Source organism: Streptomyces fildesensis (assembly GCF_016107395.1).
Lineage (GTDB): Bacteria > Actinomycetota > Actinomycetes > Streptomycetales > Streptomycetaceae > Actinacidiphila > Actinacidiphila fildesensis.
In genome coordinates this window covers 38,366-52,449 of sequence record NZ_JAAIKO010000013.1, presented here as the reverse complement: position 1 = coordinate 52,449, position 14,084 = coordinate 38,366, and the positions used below count along the sequence as shown (strand labels likewise).

Below are 14,084 nucleotides of genomic sequence, written 5' to 3'. Positions count from 1 at the left end.
ATGCCCGTATGCGAGCGGTTGCCCAACGGGTCAGTGAAGCGAGTGTCGTGGTCGGCGGAGAGACGGTCGGGTCGATCACCGGGCCGGGATTGTGCGTTCTGGTGGGGGTGACGCACGACGACACCCCGGAGAAGGCGGCGCAGCTGGCCCGCAAGTTGTGGAGCCTGCGCATCCTGCCGGACGAGAAGTCCTGCTCGGACATCGGCGGCCCGCTGCTCGTCATCAGCCAGTTCACGCTTTACGGTGACGCCCGTAAGGGGCGCCGCCCCACCTGGAACGCCGCCGCGCCCGGCGAGATCGCCGAGCCGCTCGTCGACGAGGTGGTGAAGCAGCTGCGCGCGCTGGGCGCGGACGTGGAAACGGGCCGGTTCGGCGCGGACATGAAGGTCTCGCTGACGAACGACGGCCCGTTCACCCTGGTCATCGACATCTGATCGCCGCGGCGGTCACCGCGGCGTCATCGCGGCGGTCATCGCAGGGGACTACGGCGCTACGACGATCTCCTGCGACGCGACCGTCGTGTCGGCCAGCAGCGTCGCGTCCGCCGCCGTGTTGCGCTTCACCAGGGCCAGCGCGATCGGGCCCAGCTCCCAGTGCCGGGCGGAGGACGTGACGAAGCCGATCTGCCGGCTCTCCTCGCCCTCGGAGGCGATCCGGACCGGGGAGCCGTGCGGCGGGAGCTTCACCTCGCTGCCGTCCAGGTGCAGGAAGACCAGACGGCGCGGGGGCTTGCCCAGGTTGTGCACCCGGGCGACCGTCTCCTGGCCCCGGTAGCAGCCCTTCTGCAGGTGGACGGCGGTCTCCAGCCAGCCCAGCTCGTGCGGAATGGTGCGGTGGTCGGTCTCCAGGCCCAGCCGCGGCCGGTGCGCCTCGATCCGCAGCGCCTCCAGCGACAGCGACCCGATCGGCCGGCCCGCGCCGGCCGCGAAGGACTCCAGCTCGGCGCGCGGCACGAAGACGTCCCGGCCGTACGAGGTCTCCCGGACGGCCCAGCCCTCCGGGACGGCCGTGATGGCGCCCGCGGGCAGATAGACGACCGCGTACTGCTCCGACGCGTCGGCCGCCTCGACCTTGTAGAAGAACTTCATGCTCTCCAGGTAGGCGAGCAGGGCGCCCTGCGTGCCGGGCTCCACGTGGATCCAGGTCGTCGTGCCGTCGTCCACGAGGTAGAGCGCGTGCTCGATGTGCCCGTGCGCGGTGAGGACCAGCGCCTCGGTGGCGTGGTGGGCGGGAAGCTGCTCGACGTGCTGGGTGATCAGCAGGTGCAGCCAGGCGAGACGGTCCTCGCCACTGACGGTGAGGACACCGCGGTGCGACAGGTCCACGAAGCCCGTCCCGTCGGCGAGCGCCCGCTGTTCACGGAACAGATCGCCGTAGTGCCCGGCGACACCCTCGTCCGGCCCCTCTGCGGGGACGGCACCGGGAAGCGACAGCAAAGGACTCTTCGACATGACGGTCATGGCGATAAGCCTACGACTCGGCGGCGGAAGCCTTCGCGGTGCAGGCGGCGCAGCGGCCGAAGATCGCGAAGTGCTTCATGTCCGTCTCGAAGCCGAACGCCTCGCGCAGTCCCTCGGTGAGCGGCGCGGCGAGCGTCACCTCGGCCTCGGTGACGGAGCCGCAGTCCCGGCACACCAGGTGCATGTGGTGGTGCCGGTCCGCGAGGTGGTACGTCGGGGCGCCGTGTCCGAGGTGGGCGTGACTGACCAGGCCCAGCTCCTCCAGCAGCTCCAGCGTCCGGTAGACGGTGGAGATGTTGATCCCGGAGGCGGTCTTACGCACCTCGGTGAGCAGCTCGTCCGGAGTCGCGTGCTCCAGAGCGTCCACGGCCTCCAGGACAAGCTGCCGCTGCGGGGTCAGCCGGTAGCCGCGCTGCCGCAGATCGCTCTTCCAGTCGGTGGTCACCACAGCCCCCAGTGTAGGGCTGTGGATCCCGGCTGCCGCGAGGGCCGAAGCGGGGCTTCGGCGGGGGTCCTACTTGAAGAAGGCGATCCCGTCGTCGGGGAGGTCCTTGAGGTCCTTCGCCCACTCCCGCGGGTCGACGACCTTCTTCAGGTGCGCGGACATGTACGGGCGCAGCGTCACGGCCGGGGTGGCCTTCTCGCCGACCCACATCAGGTCGCTGTTGACGTAGCCGTAGAGCCGCTTGCCGCCGGAGTACTCCGGGGCCTCGGGCAGCCGCGCGACAGCGTCCGTGACGATGTCGATCTGCGGCTTCTGGTCGGCCAGCTCGCCGGTCCAGATCTCGATGACGCCCTCGTCACGGGTGACGGTGACATCGACCTTGCGGTCCTTGTCGATCCGCCAGAAGCCGCTCTCGCTCTCCAGCGGGCGCAGCTTCTTGCCCTCGGCGTCCAGCACCCAGGTGTGGGAGGTGTACTCCAGGAAGGAGCGGCCGTCGTGGCTGAACGTCACCTCCTGCCCGAAGTTGCACTTCTCGGCCCCGGGGAAGTCGTACACGCCCGCGCCCTCCCACCTGCCGAGGAGGAAGACGAGCGGGACGAGGTCCGGGTGAAGGTCGGACGGGATCTCGATCATGGTGTGGTGCCCTGTTCCGTTGTCCGTGCGGCCGAGGTCAGCGCTGGCCCTGGTACAGCTTCGCCACCGCGAAGACGGAGAACGCGGCGACGCCGAGGCAGACCAGGACGAGCAAGGCGTCGAAGATGTACTCAATACGCACGAGTGTGCTCCTCGGGCAGGCAAGCGGTAATGGACCGGGGACGAGTCTAGTCGGCGGCCACGGGGACGGCGCTGTGAGGTGCGTCCCCGTGGCCGTGGCGGGCCGGGACGGGCCCGGATGGCCGCTCCGTGGGCCGGTACGGGAGCGGCTTCAGCCGCTTCAGCCGCTTCAGCCGAGGAGCTGGGCCTGGAGCGTGATCGTCTGCCGGAACGGCACCACGGGGACCGTGCCCTTGTGGGACAGGACGACGAGGCCGATGGTGTCGCCCGCGGAGATGTACGCGTAGCGCAGCTGGGCCTCCTCGCTGGGTCCGGACTCCACGTACTGGTACACCACGGCGCCGGTCTCGGCGCCGTTGGTGCCCAGGTCCCGTTCCTCGTCGACCGTCGGCGCGCCGTCCAGCCGGGTGTAGCTCAGTTCGTTGCGGTAGCGGTCGGTGGGCAGCCAGCCCTTGGCGCCGGGGAACGCCGGGTCGAGCCTGGCACCCTCCGGGGCGGGCAGCAGGAGCGACCGCGGGTCCGCGTAGTGGCGGCCGCCGGGGTTGAGCGTGTCGTCCAGGGCGGCCGGCTTGCCCGCGGGCAGCTTGGGCAGGGCGAGCGGCTGATAGACCCAGCGTCCGTCGTCCGGCGTCCTCAGACCCGGGATCCTGGTGCGCTCGGGCTGGGTGACTCCGTACGCGACGCCGCCACCGAGCGCTCCGAAGACCAGCACCGCCGACGTCCAGCGCAGCACCGCACGGAGCACACGGCGCGGCTTCTTCGGTTCGACGGGCAGCACGGGGGCGGCCCACGGGTCCGGCTGCGTCGCGATCTACTGGTCGGTCAGCCGGCACCCCCGGGGGTGCCGGCGCCCGCGAGGACGCCGAGGACGGCCGCGACGGCGATCAGCAGCGCGGTGCGGCCACGGCGACGCGGCTTGCGCTCCGGCTCGCCTGTGGTTCCGGTGGTGGCTCCGGGGCGGGCTCGGGCGCAGGGGTGTCCTCGGGCATGGTGATCTCCACATGGGGGGTGCGAGAAAAGGGAAGAAAGGAAGAAGGACGAGCTCAGCGGCCGGTCTTGAGGCGCTGGTACTCCGCGTCCAGCAGGTTCTGGAGCAGCTTCGGGTCGGCGGCCTTGCCGCCGGTCACGGTGATGGTGATGTGCACATCGCCCTGGTACGAGATGGCCAGCAGGGAGTCCGTGCTCTCCTCGGAGCCGGACTTCAGGTGGTAGGCGCGGGCCGGATAGCCGCCGGCCAGGGGCAGCTTGTCGCCCTCGTAGTAGTGGGCTTCGTAGTACGCGGCGGCCGAAGCGGCGTCCGCGAAGCGGCTGAGCTTGACGGTCACCTCGGCGCCGCCGCCCGCGGTCAGGTACGTGCGGTAGGCGCCGGACCTGAAGCCGTAGCGGTCCAGCGCGCTCTTCATGGCCGCTTCGTCCTTCGTACCGCTCGCGAGGTCGGCCGCGGAGAGCGGGCTGCCCGCCTCGTCGCCGTAGACCTCGGCGTCCTTCGGCGGCGCCAGCAGGAAGAAGCGCAGGTCACCGGTGTGCGTGCCCTGGCTGACCTGGCCCTTGACGGTGGACGTGCCGGAGGGGAAGGGCGTGGCCGACGCGGACGGATCGACGCTCGGGGAGCCCGTCACCGAAACGGTGGGCGCCGGGGACGACGGAGCGGCCTCGTCGGCATGGCCGGACGAGGAGCCCAGCGCCACCACGACTCCGGCGGTCACGCCGGCCAGCGCGAGCATTCCGATCCCGGCGGACACCGCGATGACAGCGCCTCGACGGCGTACAGGTTCCACAGGAAGCCCCCCCGGGCACAAACTCAGCACTCGCACTCGCACTCGCACGCGTGTCGCAGTGTGAGTGGAATCGCATTATGTCCAGCCGACACGTCGGCGCCCCCATCCTTTTGCCGTGACATGGGACACAGGTGGGGCCAACGGTGCTGGTGGGAGAGCCGCTAGCCTGAGCCCATGGCGAAGAAGCTCGTGATCAAGGTGACAGCGGGCGCGGACGCGCCCGAGCGCTGCTCGCAGGCGTTCACGGTGGCGGCGGTCGCGGTGGCCAGCGGTGTGGAGGTCTCGCTGTGGCTCACCGGTGAGTCCGCGTGGTTCGCGCTCCCGGGCCGCGCCGCGGAGTTCGAACTCCCGCACGCCGCACCACTGCCGGACCTGATCGACGGGATCCTCGCCGGCGGCGGCATCACGCTGTGCACGCAGTGCGCGGCCCGCCGGGACATCGGGGAGAAGGACGTCATCGAGGGCGTACGGATCGCGGGTGCGCAGGTCTTCGTGCAGGAAGTCATGGCCGACGGCGTCCAGGCCCTCGTCTACTAGGCCGGATCGTCTACCGGGCCCTGTCGTCGAAGTCCCCGTCGTCCGGCCGCTTTCCGGCCGCCCTCGCCCGCGCCGCCTCCTCGTCCCTGATCCAGGAGTCGTCCGCCGGTTCGTCCTCCAGCCAGCTGTCGGCGGGGTCGTCCCAGAAGTCGCCGGGCTCGCGCCGGTTTCCCACGATGGCGGCGAAGGGCGGGATCACCATCGCGACCACGCACATCGCGACGGCGGCCGGCACCGACCACAGGCGCACCACGGCCCACGCCAGGACGAACAGCAGGATGCAGCTGCCCATCATGGCGAAATACCAGTGGCGACGCCGGCGCGCGTACATAGCTCCACGGTACTTCCGAGCAGCGCAAACAGGCAGCACGAAGGGCCGCACCCCATAAAGCTCCAACCCAGGGGTGCGGCCCTTCGGCCGTTCAGTGCTTGAGTCACCGCCGTCGAGGAACGGCTCGACGGCGGTGACTCAATGCTTCGGAGACGCAGTGACCCAGTGCCTCAGACCGCGATGGCCACATCGGCCGCCGCGCCCTGCTGGGCCACGACCGTACGGTCCACCGTGGCGCCCGGGACGAGGGCGCGCAGGGTCCAGGTGCCGGGTGCGGCGAAGAAGCGGAACTGTCCGGTCGCCGAGGTCGGGACCTCCGCGGTGAACTCGCCCCCGCCGTCGAGCAGCCGGACGTAGCCGCTGATCGGCTCGCCGTCACGGGTTACCGAACCCTGAATGATCGTCTCGCTCGCCACGTCAACTCCTGCCAAGTCCGGGCCGCCGGCCTTTGCTCCACACATGTCTGATCCTTTGAGGGGTGGTCTTGAACGGGTCTGGAACCGGACTCAGGCGTTGGCGCCGAGCTCGATCGGGACGCCGACGAGGGAGCCGTACTCGGTCCACGAGCCGTCGTAGTTCTTGACGTTCGGCTGGTCGAGCAGCTCGTGCAGCACGAACCAGGTGAGCGCGGAGCGCTCACCGATGCGGCAGTACGCGATGGTGTCCTTCGCCAGGTCGACGTTCTCGTCCTGGTAGAGCTTGGTCAGCTCTTCGTCGGACTTGAACGTGCCGTCGTCGTTGGCGTTCTTCGACCACGGGATGTTGCGGGCGCTCGGGATGTGGCCCGGGCGCTGCGACTGCTCCTGCGGGAGGTGGGCCGGGGCGAGCAGCTTGCCCGAGAACTCGTCGGGCGAGCGGACGTCGACCAGGTTCAGCGTGTTGATCGCGGCGACGGCGTCGTCACGGTACGCGCGGATCGAGGTGTCCTGCTCCTTGGCCTTGTAGGTGGTCGCGGCCCGCTCGGGGACCTCGACGACCAGGTCGCGGGAGTCGAGCTCCCACTTCTTGCGGCCGCCGTCGAGCAGCTTGACGCTGTCGTGGCCGTAGAGCTTGAAGTACCAGTACGCGTACGAGGCGAACCAGTTGTTGTTGCCGCCGTAGAGGACCACGGTGTCGTCGTTGCCGATGCCCTTGGCCGACAGCAGGGCCTCGAAGCCGGCCTGGTCGACGAAGTCGCGGCGGACCGGGTCCTGCAGGTCGGACTTCCAGTCGATGCGCACGGCGTTACGGATGTGGTTCTTCTCGTAGGCCGAGGTGTCCTCGTCTACCTCGACGATCACCACCTTGGGGTCGTCGATGTGGCTCTGGACCCAATCGGCGTCCACGAGGACGTCACTGCGGCTCATTTTGTTCTCCTCCGGGGCAGTACGGATGCGCCAGAACGGGGGCGCGACATTGCGCAGAATGTGAGAGAAACGCCGGGGAGGCAGGCGCACACGAACGGCCGTCGGGCCTGGTCCGGTACGTAGAAGGCTGCCGCCCCTAGGGCATGCGACAGAGACTGGCGGCGACGCGGCACAGGTCGACTGCCCGCCGCTTCGTAAGATCCGCCTGTCGCTTCATGACCCCGATCGTAGGGAAACCTCCCCGAAAGTGTCACCAGCGTGTCATATACCGAGACAAGATTGTCCGGATATTGGGACGTGGGAAGGGTCGGCCCTTACGCGGCGGGCCCGGGAGCCGTTCTGCCGCCGATTCCGACTGAGGTGCGGACGCCGCCGTCTCAGCCCGCGAGAACGACGTTCGTTCCGGACACGGCCACCGATATGCCGCTCGGGGTCGTCACGACCGACTGGACCTTGATGCCCGTGGGCAGTCCCACCAGGCTCCGGGTGAAGTCGATCTTCTCGCGGATCAGCTTGTCGAGGCCGGGGATGGAGTCGGCGCCCGGTATCGCGTCGGCGTGCAGTCGCACCGTGTCGCCGTGCTCGACGCTGATCACGCTGGTGACACTGCGCTTGACCGTCCCGATCAGCGGCATCGTCACACTGCCGGTCACCTTGACCCGGCCCTTGCCGTCCTTGCTCTCGCCCCCGTACGCCACCGTCACTCCGGGAGGCGCGGCGGCCGACAGGTCCGCGTAGGTGATGAACGCCGAGCCGTCCGCCGTGTCGGCGACCGCCCGCTGGTAGTCGCCGGAGAGGTTCACGCCGCGTAGGTCGGCGGTGAAGCTGTCGATCCGCAGCCGCTCGGCGCCGGTGCCCGCCTGGATGTCGTGCGCGGTGATCTTGACGTCATCGAGCTTGTCCGAGGCGACCTGCGTGAGGAACGGGAAACCCTTGATCGAGATGTCGGGCTTCGAGCTCAGGCCCTGGGTCAGCTGGGCGCGCTCGGCCGCCTTGTCCTGGGCCACCGAGACGGCGATGCGGTCGGCCGCGACGAACAGCCCGCCGAGAACGACGAGGACGATCAGCAGTATTCGTGCGGCTCGCATGGCGCTCCCCGGGTTCAGGCGTGATCGACCGACCCTAACCCGCCTTCCCCCGGCACCCGGGTGGACCGCTGTCGTTTGTCGTGAGGTTGTGACAGCGGCCCACTCGGGGCAACGGGGTTCCGGCACCGGGGCGTTCGGCCTTCCGTCAGCCGGTGAGGACCCGGCCCAGTACGTACACGACCGGAGCCGCGGCCGTCAGGGGGAGTGCGACGCCCGCGGTGAAGTGGACGAAGCGCGACGGGAAGTCGTAGCTGGCGACCCGCAGCCCGATGACGGCGCAGGCACCGGCGGCCAGGCCCAGCAGCGCGCCCTGGGTGCCGAGGTCGGTCAGCCGGCCGGTGACGATGCCGCTGCCCGCGGCGGCGAGCACGGCCACCACGACGGAGGCGGCGCCGGGCAGCGGCAGAGCGCGGGCGAGCGTCGCGACGGCGACCGCCACCGCGCCGACCACCACCGGATCGCTGCCGCCGGGTGTCCAGGCGACCGCGAGGAAGCCGGTGGCCAGGACGGTCATCAGCGTCGACGCCGAAGTGGCCGTCAGCGAGGACAGCCGCTCGTCCGTCGTCCCCCGGTGGCGCATCTGCAGCACGAGGACCAGCAGCAGCCAGGTCCCCAGCGTGCCGACGACCACGGCCGGCACGTTGTCGCCGTCCGTCGCGAGCAGCGCGACGTCCGCCGTGACGCCCGCCAGGAAGGCCAGCACGATGCCCTGCCGGGCCGGCCACATGCCGTTCAGCCGGAACCAGCCGGCGGCGGTGACGGCCTGCAGGACCGCCACCACGAGCGCGAGCCCCGGACGGCCGACGACGGCCCCGCCCGCGATCAGCAGGGCGAGAACGGCGGTCAGCGCGGCCGGCTGCATCCCGGGCGCGATGATCGGCGAACCGGTGCGCTGCCCGGCGGCGGGCGCCGCGGCCCGGCCACGGGCGGCACGCCTGCCACCGGCCCGCGGCTCCGCGGACGCCGGTTCCGGGACGGTCTGCGCGGGCTGGGACGGGAAGTCGTCGATGGCCGGCAGTACGGCGGTGTGGTCGCCCTCCGCCGCTGGGTCGTAGGGCGGGTACTGCCCGTACTGGTCGTACTGAGCCTGCGGGGCGCTGTTCTGGTCGTGCTGCTGGTCGCCGTACGGCTGCTGCGCGGGAGCGTCGTAGCCGGGCGTCGCGTAACCGTCGCCGTACTGCTGGCCCTGCGGCCGGCCCTGCTGCTGGCTCTGCGGCTGGCCCTGCCGGCCGTACTGATCGCCGGGGGCCTGGTTCTGCCACATCGGCTCGGCGGGCGGCATCGGCCCGGGGTGCGCCTGCGGCTGCCCGGCCGCGTACGGGTCGTACGGCTCGTACGCGTTCGGGTTCTGCTGATGGTTCTGATGCGGGTTCTGCTGCGGGTTCTCGTCCCAGTCGGAGGAGGTCATGTCACCCACCCGCGAACGGCGGAAGGACCTCGACGGTGCCGCCGTCGGCCAGGGCCACGCCCGCGTGGTCCCGCGTGCCGACGGGGTTGCCGTCGACCAGGAACGAGCACCTCAGGAGCACGCGCGCGAACTCCGGCTGCCGCGCGTGCCGTTCGCGCGCGGCGGTGAGCGCCTCGGCCAGCGTGGCGGCGCGGTACGGCTCCTCGGCCGTGCCGGCCGCTGCCTTGGCCGCGGCCCAGTAGCGGATCGTGCCGGCGCCTGGGGCGGGCGTCACCGGAATGTCGCTTGCCGCCATAGCGGCTCCTTGTCGTTGTCTTTGCGGTCTCACGGGTTCCCTGCGGCTCCTGCGAGGTACAGCCGCCGTCCATGATGACACCCGTCCGGGGGCCGGGATGTGAGCCCCGGCGCGAGCCGGTCAGACCGTGCCGAGCCAGGCCCCGACCCGGCGCAGCAGAGCGTCGTCGGCCGCGTTCTCCGCGTGGCCGAACCCGGGCTCGATCCACAGCTCGGCCGCGTCCCCTGCGGCGCCCGCCAGCGACCTGGGGTGGTCGAGCGGGAAGTACGCGTCCTGGTCGCCGTGCACGATCAGCAGCGGCGTCGGGGCGATCAGCGCCGCGGACTCGATCGGCGAGAGCGGGACCGGGTCCCACTCGCGCGGGTGGATCCGGGTCCCCAGTCCGAGGCGTGAGACGAGCCGGCCCGCGGGCCGGGTGACCACCCAGTGCAGCCGCCGCATCGGCGCCGTCCCCCGGTAGTACCAGCGGGCCGGTGCGCTCACCGAGACGACCGCGTCCGGGACGCCGCCCAGCCGTCCGGCGGCCGGTGCCTCCGTGCGCCCCGCGAGCGCCTCCGGCGACCGCGCCGCGTGCCGGAGCACGACGGAGCCGCCCATCGAGAAGCCGACCGTGACCACCCGCCGGTACCCCAGGCGTCGCGCCCACCCCACGGCCGCGTCGAGGTCGAGCACCTCCAGATCGCCGACGGTGGACCGGCCGCCGGAGCCACCGTGGCCCCGGAAGGAGAAGGTGATCACGCCCGCGAACTCGGCGAACACCTCCGCCGCCCGGCGGATCGCGGGCCGCTCCAGCGCCCCCGTGAAACCGTGCGCCACCACGATCGCGCAGCCCTCGTACGCCGGGTTCCCCGCGCCGGAAGTTCCGCCGTCCGACGGCCGGTGTTCGGCCTCGATTCGTACGCCGTCCTCCGTCAACAGAACCGCACGCCGACCACCCGAAGTGATCGATGAAACACACAAAGGCCCGTTCAGGGACTCACCGAGGCTCTCCATGTGGGCTATTCTCCTGGGGAAGAGGATCCGGGCAGCGTCGCCCCCGGGTCCTTTCGTGCTTTCTGAACCAGGTTTTCCGACCACATGTTGAGACACCGCTTTCTGAAACACCGCTTCACCAGGTACGTCCTCGCAGGGACCGAGGAGGGTTCGCAAATGGGCAAGCAAAGTGTGCAGCAGCAGTACCGGACGACCGATGGGAGCGACAAGTGAGCTCTCTCCTGCTCCTGACGAACGCGCTCCAGCCGTCCACCGAAGTACTTCCCGCGCTCGGACTGCTGCTCCACAGCGTCCGCGTGGCACCGGCCGAAGGACCGGCCCTGGTGGACACCCCCGGCGCCGACGTCATTCTGATCGACGGCCGCCGTGACCTGCCCCAGGTCCGCTCGCTGTGCCAGCTGCTCCGCTCCACCGGCCCCGGCTGTCCGCTGGTCCTGGTCGTCACCGAGGGCGGCCTCGCCGCCGTCACCGCCGACTGGGGCATCGACGACGTCCTGCTCGACACCGCGGGTCCCGCCGAGGTCGAGGCGCGGCTGCGGCTCGCGATGGGCCGCCAGCAGATCGGCGTCGACGACAGCCCGATGGAGATCCGCAACGGCGACCTGTCGGTCGACGAGGCGACGTACAGCGCGAAGCTCAAGGGCCGGGTGCTGGATCTGACCTTCAAGGAATTCGAGCTGATCAAATACCTCGCGCAGCACCCGGGCCGGGTCTTCACCCGCGCGCAGCTGCTGCAGGAGGTCTGGGGATACGACTACTTCGGCGGCACCCGGACGGTGGATGTCCACGTACGGCGACTGCGCGCGAAGCTCGGCCCTGAGCACGAGTCCCTGATCGGTACCGTCCGGAACGTCGGCTACCGCTTCGTCACCCCGGAAAAGGTCGAGCGGGCCGCCGAGGAAGCCGCGAAGGCCCAGGCCCAGGCCCAGGCGCAAGCCGAGGCCCAGGCCCAGGCCCGAGCGCGTGCGAGCGCCGACAGATCCGCGTAACGGACGGGGTGGACCCGCGTAGACTGCGGCCCGTGGCAAAGGTGACGCGTGACGATGTGGCCAGGCTGGCGGGTACGTCCACCGCCGTCGTCAGCTATGTCATCAACAACGGACCCCGGCCGGTCGCCCCGGCCACCCGCGAGCGGGTGCAGGCGGCCATCGCGCAGCTCGGTTATCGCCCGGACCGTGTGGCCCAGGCGATGGCCAGCCGCCGCACGGACCTCATAGGCCTGATCGTCCCCGATGCCCGTCAGCCGTTCTTCGGCGAGATGGCGCACGCGGTCGAGCAGGCGGCGTCCGACCGCGGAAAAATGGTCCTCGTCGGCAACTCCGACTATCTGGACGACCGCGAGATCCACTACCTCCGCGCGTTCCTCGGCATGCGGGTCTCCGGGCTGATCCTGATCAGCCAGGGCCCGAGCGCGAACGCCGCCGCCGAGATAGAGGCGTGGGACGCCCGGATCGTCCTGTTGCACGAGCGGCCGGAGGCGATCGACGAGTACGCGGTCGTCACGGACGACATCGGCGGAGCGCAGCTCGCCACCCGCCACCTGCTGGAGCACGGCCACGAGTACGTGGCGTGCCTGGGCGGCACCGAGAAGACCCCGGTCCTGGGTGACCCCGTCACCGACCACGTCGAAGGCTGGCGGCGCGCGATGCGGGAGTCCGGCCGTTCCATCGAGGGCCGGCTCTTCCAGGCCCCCTACAACCGCTACGACGCCTACCAGGTCGCCCTCGGCCTGCTCGCGGGCCCGGACCGGCCGCCCGCCATCTTCTGCGCCACCGACGACCAGGCGATCGGCGTGCTGCGCGCTGCCCGCGAGCTGCGGATCGACGTACCGGGCGGGCTGGCCGTCGCCGGCTTCGACGACGTGAAGGAAGCGGCCCTCACCGACCCGCCGCTCACCACGGTCGCCTCGGACCGTGAGGCGATGGCCCGCGCCGCGGTGGACCTCGTCCTGGACGACTCGCTGCGCGTCAACGGCACCCGTCGCGACCGGCTGCGGCAGTTCCCGTCCCGGCTCGTCGTACGGGCCTCCTGCGGCTGCCAGTAAGGCCCCGCTAAAGGCCCGCCCCCCTTGGGGCCGCTGACCTTTATATCGGGCATACCTACTTCTGTCGGGCTTCTCAGCGGACGCTCAGGAAGCTCTCATGTTGCCGCCGCAAAGTCAGTGACATGACCGATCACACGCAGCGCAGCAACAGCGACTACGACCCGAACGCGGCCTATCCGCCCCCGCCGGCGTACGAGCCGGAGCAGCCCGTGACGACCCCCTCCGGGGTCACCGTGTGGCCCAGCGGACCGCACACCACACACCAGGCGCCCCCGGCGGGCAGCGGTTCCGACGGCATGTACCCGCCGCCGCCCCCCGGTGCACAGCCCTCGCCCGGTCCCTCCCCCGTCCCCACCTCCCGGCGCAAGGTCCGCAAGCCGATCGCCCTGTTCGCCGCCGTGGCGATCGCTTCGGGCGTCGTCGGCGGCGGAACGGTGGCGCTGATCGGCAACACCACCTCGCACCCCACCGTCAGCACCGCGGCAGCCGCCGTCAACGCCAGCTCCAGCAAGACCGGCGTGGCCGGCGTCGCCGCCGCGGTCAGCCCGAGCATCGTCGAGATCGGCGCGACCTCGAACGCCGGCCGGTCCACCGGCGCCGGCGTGATCATCACCAGCAACGGCGAGATCATCACCAACAACCACGTCATCGCCGGCGCCACCAGCATCAAGGTCACCTACAGCGACGGCAGGACGGCCACCGCCAAGGTCGTCGGCGCCGACGCCAAGAAGGACCTCGCCCTCATCAAGGTCGACAACGCCAGCGGCCTCACCGCCGCCAAGCTCGGCAACTCCGACGGCATCGCCGTCGGCGACCAGGTCGTGGCCATCGGTTCGCCCGAGGGCCTGACCGGCACCGTCACCAGCGGCATCGTCTCCGCGCTCAACCGCGACGTGACCGTCTCCACCGACGAGAGCCAGGGCCGGGGCCAGGGCCAGGGCGGCAGCGGCGGCTCCGACCAGTGGCCGTTCAGCTTCGGCGGCAACCAGTACAACGGCGACACCGGCAACTCCACGACCACCTACAAGGCCATCCAGACCGACGCGTCCCTCAACCCCGGCAACTCCGGCGGCGCGCTGATCAACATGAACGGCGAGATCATCGGCATCAACTCCGCGATGTACTCGGCCGCTTCGTCCGGCTCCTCGGGCAGCAGCGCCGGCAGTGTCGGCCTCGGCTTCTCCATCCCGATCAACACCGTGAAGGCCGACCTCGACTCACTGCGCAGCGGCGGCACCAACTGACCTGCGGTCCGCACCCGAGCTCCACCTCAGGGGAGGCAGTCCCATGACCACCAACGCCATCACCGTCAACGTCAACCGTGCCCGGCACGCCCTCGCCGCCGCCGTCTCCTGGGGAGCGGGCGGCCCCGCACCCGACGCCGCCGTCCGCACCGGCCCCGCCGACCTCGACCTGCTGCACGGAATGCCGGTCACACCGGCCGCCGCAGCCGCCCCGCAGCCGCCCCGCGCCGCCGAAGTCGCCACCCCGGCACCCGTCCGACGCGGCTCCGCACGCCACCGCCCCGCCGCCGTGCGAGGCTGATAACCGTCCCCACCCCCCTTCACCACCACGAGGTCGCGAC

The 14,084-nt window shown here is 70.9% G+C and carries 19 protein-coding genes; 6 read left to right on the top strand and 13 right to left on the bottom strand.

The features are described from left to right. Window positions 1-8 precede the first annotated feature (8 nt). Window positions 9-434 (top strand): D-aminoacyl-tRNA deacylase, encoded by a 426-nt coding sequence (gene dtd / locus C6N31_RS19670; RefSeq protein ID WP_138354060.1) that lies wholly within the window; start codon window positions 9-11, stop codon window positions 432-434. A 48-nt stretch (window positions 435-482) separates the two neighbouring features. Here the strand turns inward: dtd and ygfZ are convergent, their stop codons facing one another. The 5 genes from ygfZ to C6N31_RS19645 form a co-directional block, all read right to left on the bottom strand. Beyond that, window positions 483-1,451 carry a CAF17-like 4Fe-4S cluster assembly/insertion protein YgfZ gene (ygfZ, locus tag C6N31_RS19665; RefSeq protein ID WP_138354145.1) on the bottom strand — a complete coding sequence of 323 codons (969 nt, stop codon included), beginning with the start codon at window positions 1,449-1,451 and terminating at the stop codon, window positions 483-485. A 19-nt stretch (window positions 1,452-1,470) separates the two neighbouring features. After that, window positions 1,471-1,908: a Fur family transcriptional regulator gene (locus tag C6N31_RS19660; protein WP_138354059.1), complete on the bottom strand. Its 438-nt coding sequence runs from the start codon at window positions 1,906-1,908 to the stop codon at window positions 1,471-1,473. Between the two features lie 66 nt (window positions 1,909-1,974). After that, a complete protein-coding gene (locus tag C6N31_RS19655) occupies window positions 1,975-2,538 on the bottom strand; it encodes a heme-binding beta-barrel domain-containing protein (RefSeq protein WP_138354058.1) in 564 nt (187 codons plus the stop codon). 310 nt (window positions 2,539-2,848) lie between these two features. Continuing rightward, complete coding sequence (locus C6N31_RS19650; RefSeq protein ID WP_244809334.1) at window positions 2,849-3,424, bottom strand: hypothetical protein; 576 nt, start codon at window positions 3,422-3,424, stop codon at window positions 2,849-2,851. Window positions 3,425-3,722: 298 nt separating this feature from the next. After that, window positions 3,723-4,421, bottom strand: a complete 699-nt coding sequence (locus C6N31_RS19645) for a hypothetical protein (RefSeq protein WP_138354057.1) — start codon at window positions 4,419-4,421, stop codon at window positions 3,723-3,725. A 210-nt stretch (window positions 4,422-4,631) separates the two neighbouring features. Here C6N31_RS19645 and C6N31_RS19640 point away from each other — a divergent pair, with 210 nt between their 5' ends. After that, on the top strand, window positions 4,632-4,994 hold the full coding sequence (locus tag C6N31_RS19640; protein WP_138354056.1) for a DsrE family protein: 363 nt from the start codon (window positions 4,632-4,634) through the stop codon (window positions 4,992-4,994). A 10-nt stretch (window positions 4,995-5,004) separates the two neighbouring features. Here the strand turns inward: C6N31_RS19640 and C6N31_RS19635 are convergent, their stop codons facing one another. The 8 genes from C6N31_RS19635 to C6N31_RS19605 all read right to left on the bottom strand — a co-directional run bounded on the left by C6N31_RS19635 (window position 5,005) and on the right by C6N31_RS19605 (window position 10,455). Next, window positions 5,005-5,325: a DUF3099 domain-containing protein gene (locus C6N31_RS19635; protein ID WP_138354055.1), complete on the bottom strand. Its 321-nt coding sequence runs from the start codon at window positions 5,323-5,325 to the stop codon at window positions 5,005-5,007. A gap of 170 nt (window positions 5,326-5,495) precedes the next feature. Beyond that, window positions 5,496-5,786: a DUF1416 domain-containing protein gene (locus tag C6N31_RS19630; protein WP_138354054.1), complete on the bottom strand. Its 291-nt coding sequence runs from the start codon at window positions 5,784-5,786 to the stop codon at window positions 5,496-5,498. A gap of 45 nt (window positions 5,787-5,831) precedes the next feature. Continuing rightward, window positions 5,832-6,671, bottom strand: a complete 840-nt coding sequence (locus C6N31_RS19625; protein ID WP_138354053.1) for a sulfurtransferase — start codon at window positions 6,669-6,671, stop codon at window positions 5,832-5,834. Window positions 6,672-6,807: 136 nt separating this feature from the next. Then, the gene (locus C6N31_RS46110; protein WP_358789501.1) at window positions 6,808-6,888 is read right to left on the bottom strand and encodes an Ms5788A family Cys-rich leader peptide; all 81 of its coding nucleotides are present in this window, start codon (window positions 6,886-6,888) and stop codon (window positions 6,808-6,810) included. A 160-nt stretch (window positions 6,889-7,048) separates the two neighbouring features. Beyond that, a complete protein-coding gene (locus C6N31_RS19620; RefSeq protein ID WP_198357923.1) occupies window positions 7,049-7,759 on the bottom strand; it encodes an LmeA family phospholipid-binding protein in 711 nt (236 codons plus the stop codon). A gap of 145 nt (window positions 7,760-7,904) precedes the next feature. After that, a complete protein-coding gene (locus C6N31_RS19615; protein ID WP_198357922.1) occupies window positions 7,905-9,167 on the bottom strand; it encodes a hypothetical protein in 1,263 nt (420 codons plus the stop codon). Window position 9,168: 1 nt separating this feature from the next. After that, window positions 9,169-9,462, bottom strand: coding sequence for a MoaD/ThiS family protein (locus C6N31_RS19610; protein WP_138354050.1), 294 nt, complete (start codon window positions 9,460-9,462; stop codon window positions 9,169-9,171). Between the two features lie 120 nt (window positions 9,463-9,582). After that, window positions 9,583-10,455 carry an alpha/beta hydrolase gene (locus C6N31_RS19605; protein ID WP_138354049.1) on the bottom strand — a complete coding sequence of 291 codons (873 nt, stop codon included), beginning with the start codon at window positions 10,453-10,455 and terminating at the stop codon, window positions 9,583-9,585. 209 nt (window positions 10,456-10,664) lie between these two features. Between C6N31_RS19605 and C6N31_RS19600 the strand changes: the two genes are divergently transcribed. The 4 genes from C6N31_RS19600 to C6N31_RS19585 all read left to right on the top strand — a co-directional run bounded on the left by C6N31_RS19600 (window position 10,665) and on the right by C6N31_RS19585 (window position 14,044). After that, window positions 10,665-11,444, top strand: coding sequence for a response regulator transcription factor (locus C6N31_RS19600; protein WP_138354048.1), 780 nt, complete (start codon window positions 10,665-10,667; stop codon window positions 11,442-11,444). 32 nt (window positions 11,445-11,476) lie between these two features. After that, window positions 11,477-12,499 carry a LacI family DNA-binding transcriptional regulator gene (locus tag C6N31_RS19595; RefSeq protein WP_138354047.1) on the top strand — a complete coding sequence of 341 codons (1,023 nt, stop codon included), beginning with the start codon at window positions 11,477-11,479 and terminating at the stop codon, window positions 12,497-12,499. A gap of 122 nt (window positions 12,500-12,621) precedes the next feature. Next, complete coding sequence (locus C6N31_RS19590) at window positions 12,622-13,743, top strand: S1C family serine protease (RefSeq protein ID WP_138354046.1); 1,122 nt, start codon at window positions 12,622-12,624, stop codon at window positions 13,741-13,743. A gap of 43 nt (window positions 13,744-13,786) precedes the next feature. Then, the gene (locus C6N31_RS19585) at window positions 13,787-14,044 is read left to right on the top strand and encodes a hypothetical protein (RefSeq protein ID WP_138354045.1); all 258 of its coding nucleotides are present in this window, start codon (window positions 13,787-13,789) and stop codon (window positions 14,042-14,044) included. The last annotated feature ends 40 nt before the right edge of the window (window positions 14,045-14,084 follow it).

Coding starts and splice junctions, on each gene's coding strand:
- C6N31_RS19625 (WP_138354053.1), bottom strand. CDS start 6,671: ATGAGCCGCAGTGACGTCCTCGTGGACGCCGATTGGGTCCAGAGCCAC.
- C6N31_RS19640 (WP_138354056.1), top strand. CDS start 4,632: ATGGCGAAGAAGCTCGTGATCAAGGTGACAGCGGGCGCGGACGCGCCC.
- C6N31_RS19610 (WP_138354050.1), bottom strand. CDS start 9,462: ATGGCGGCAAGCGACATTCCGGTGACGCCCGCCCCAGGCGCCGGCACG.
- C6N31_RS19605 (WP_138354049.1), bottom strand. CDS start 10,455: ATGGAGAGCCTCGGTGAGTCCCTGAACGGGCCTTTGTGTGTTTCATCG.
- C6N31_RS19590 (WP_138354046.1), top strand. CDS start 12,622: ATGACCGATCACACGCAGCGCAGCAACAGCGACTACGACCCGAACGCG.
- C6N31_RS19585 (WP_138354045.1), top strand. CDS start 13,787: ATGACCACCAACGCCATCACCGTCAACGTCAACCGTGCCCGGCACGCC.
- C6N31_RS19630 (WP_138354054.1), bottom strand. CDS start 5,786: ATGTGTGGAGCAAAGGCCGGCGGCCCGGACTTGGCAGGAGTTGACGTG.
- C6N31_RS19635 (WP_138354055.1), bottom strand. CDS start 5,325: ATGTACGCGCGCCGGCGTCGCCACTGGTATTTCGCCATGATGGGCAGC.
- C6N31_RS46110 (WP_358789501.1), bottom strand. CDS start 6,888: ATGAAGCGACAGGCGGATCTTACGAAGCGGCGGGCAGTCGACCTGTGC.
- ygfZ (WP_138354145.1), bottom strand. CDS start 1,451: ATGTCGAAGAGTCCTTTGCTGTCGCTTCCCGGTGCCGTCCCCGCAGAG.
- C6N31_RS19655 (WP_138354058.1), bottom strand. CDS start 2,538: ATGATCGAGATCCCGTCCGACCTTCACCCGGACCTCGTCCCGCTCGTC.
- C6N31_RS19615 (WP_198357922.1), bottom strand. CDS start 9,167: ATGACCTCCTCCGACTGGGACGAGAACCCGCAGCAGAACCCGCATCAG.
- dtd (WP_138354060.1), top strand. CDS start 9: ATGCGAGCGGTTGCCCAACGGGTCAGTGAAGCGAGTGTCGTGGTCGGC.
- C6N31_RS19620 (WP_198357923.1), bottom strand. CDS start 7,759: ATGCGAGCCGCACGAATACTGCTGATCGTCCTCGTCGTTCTCGGCGGG.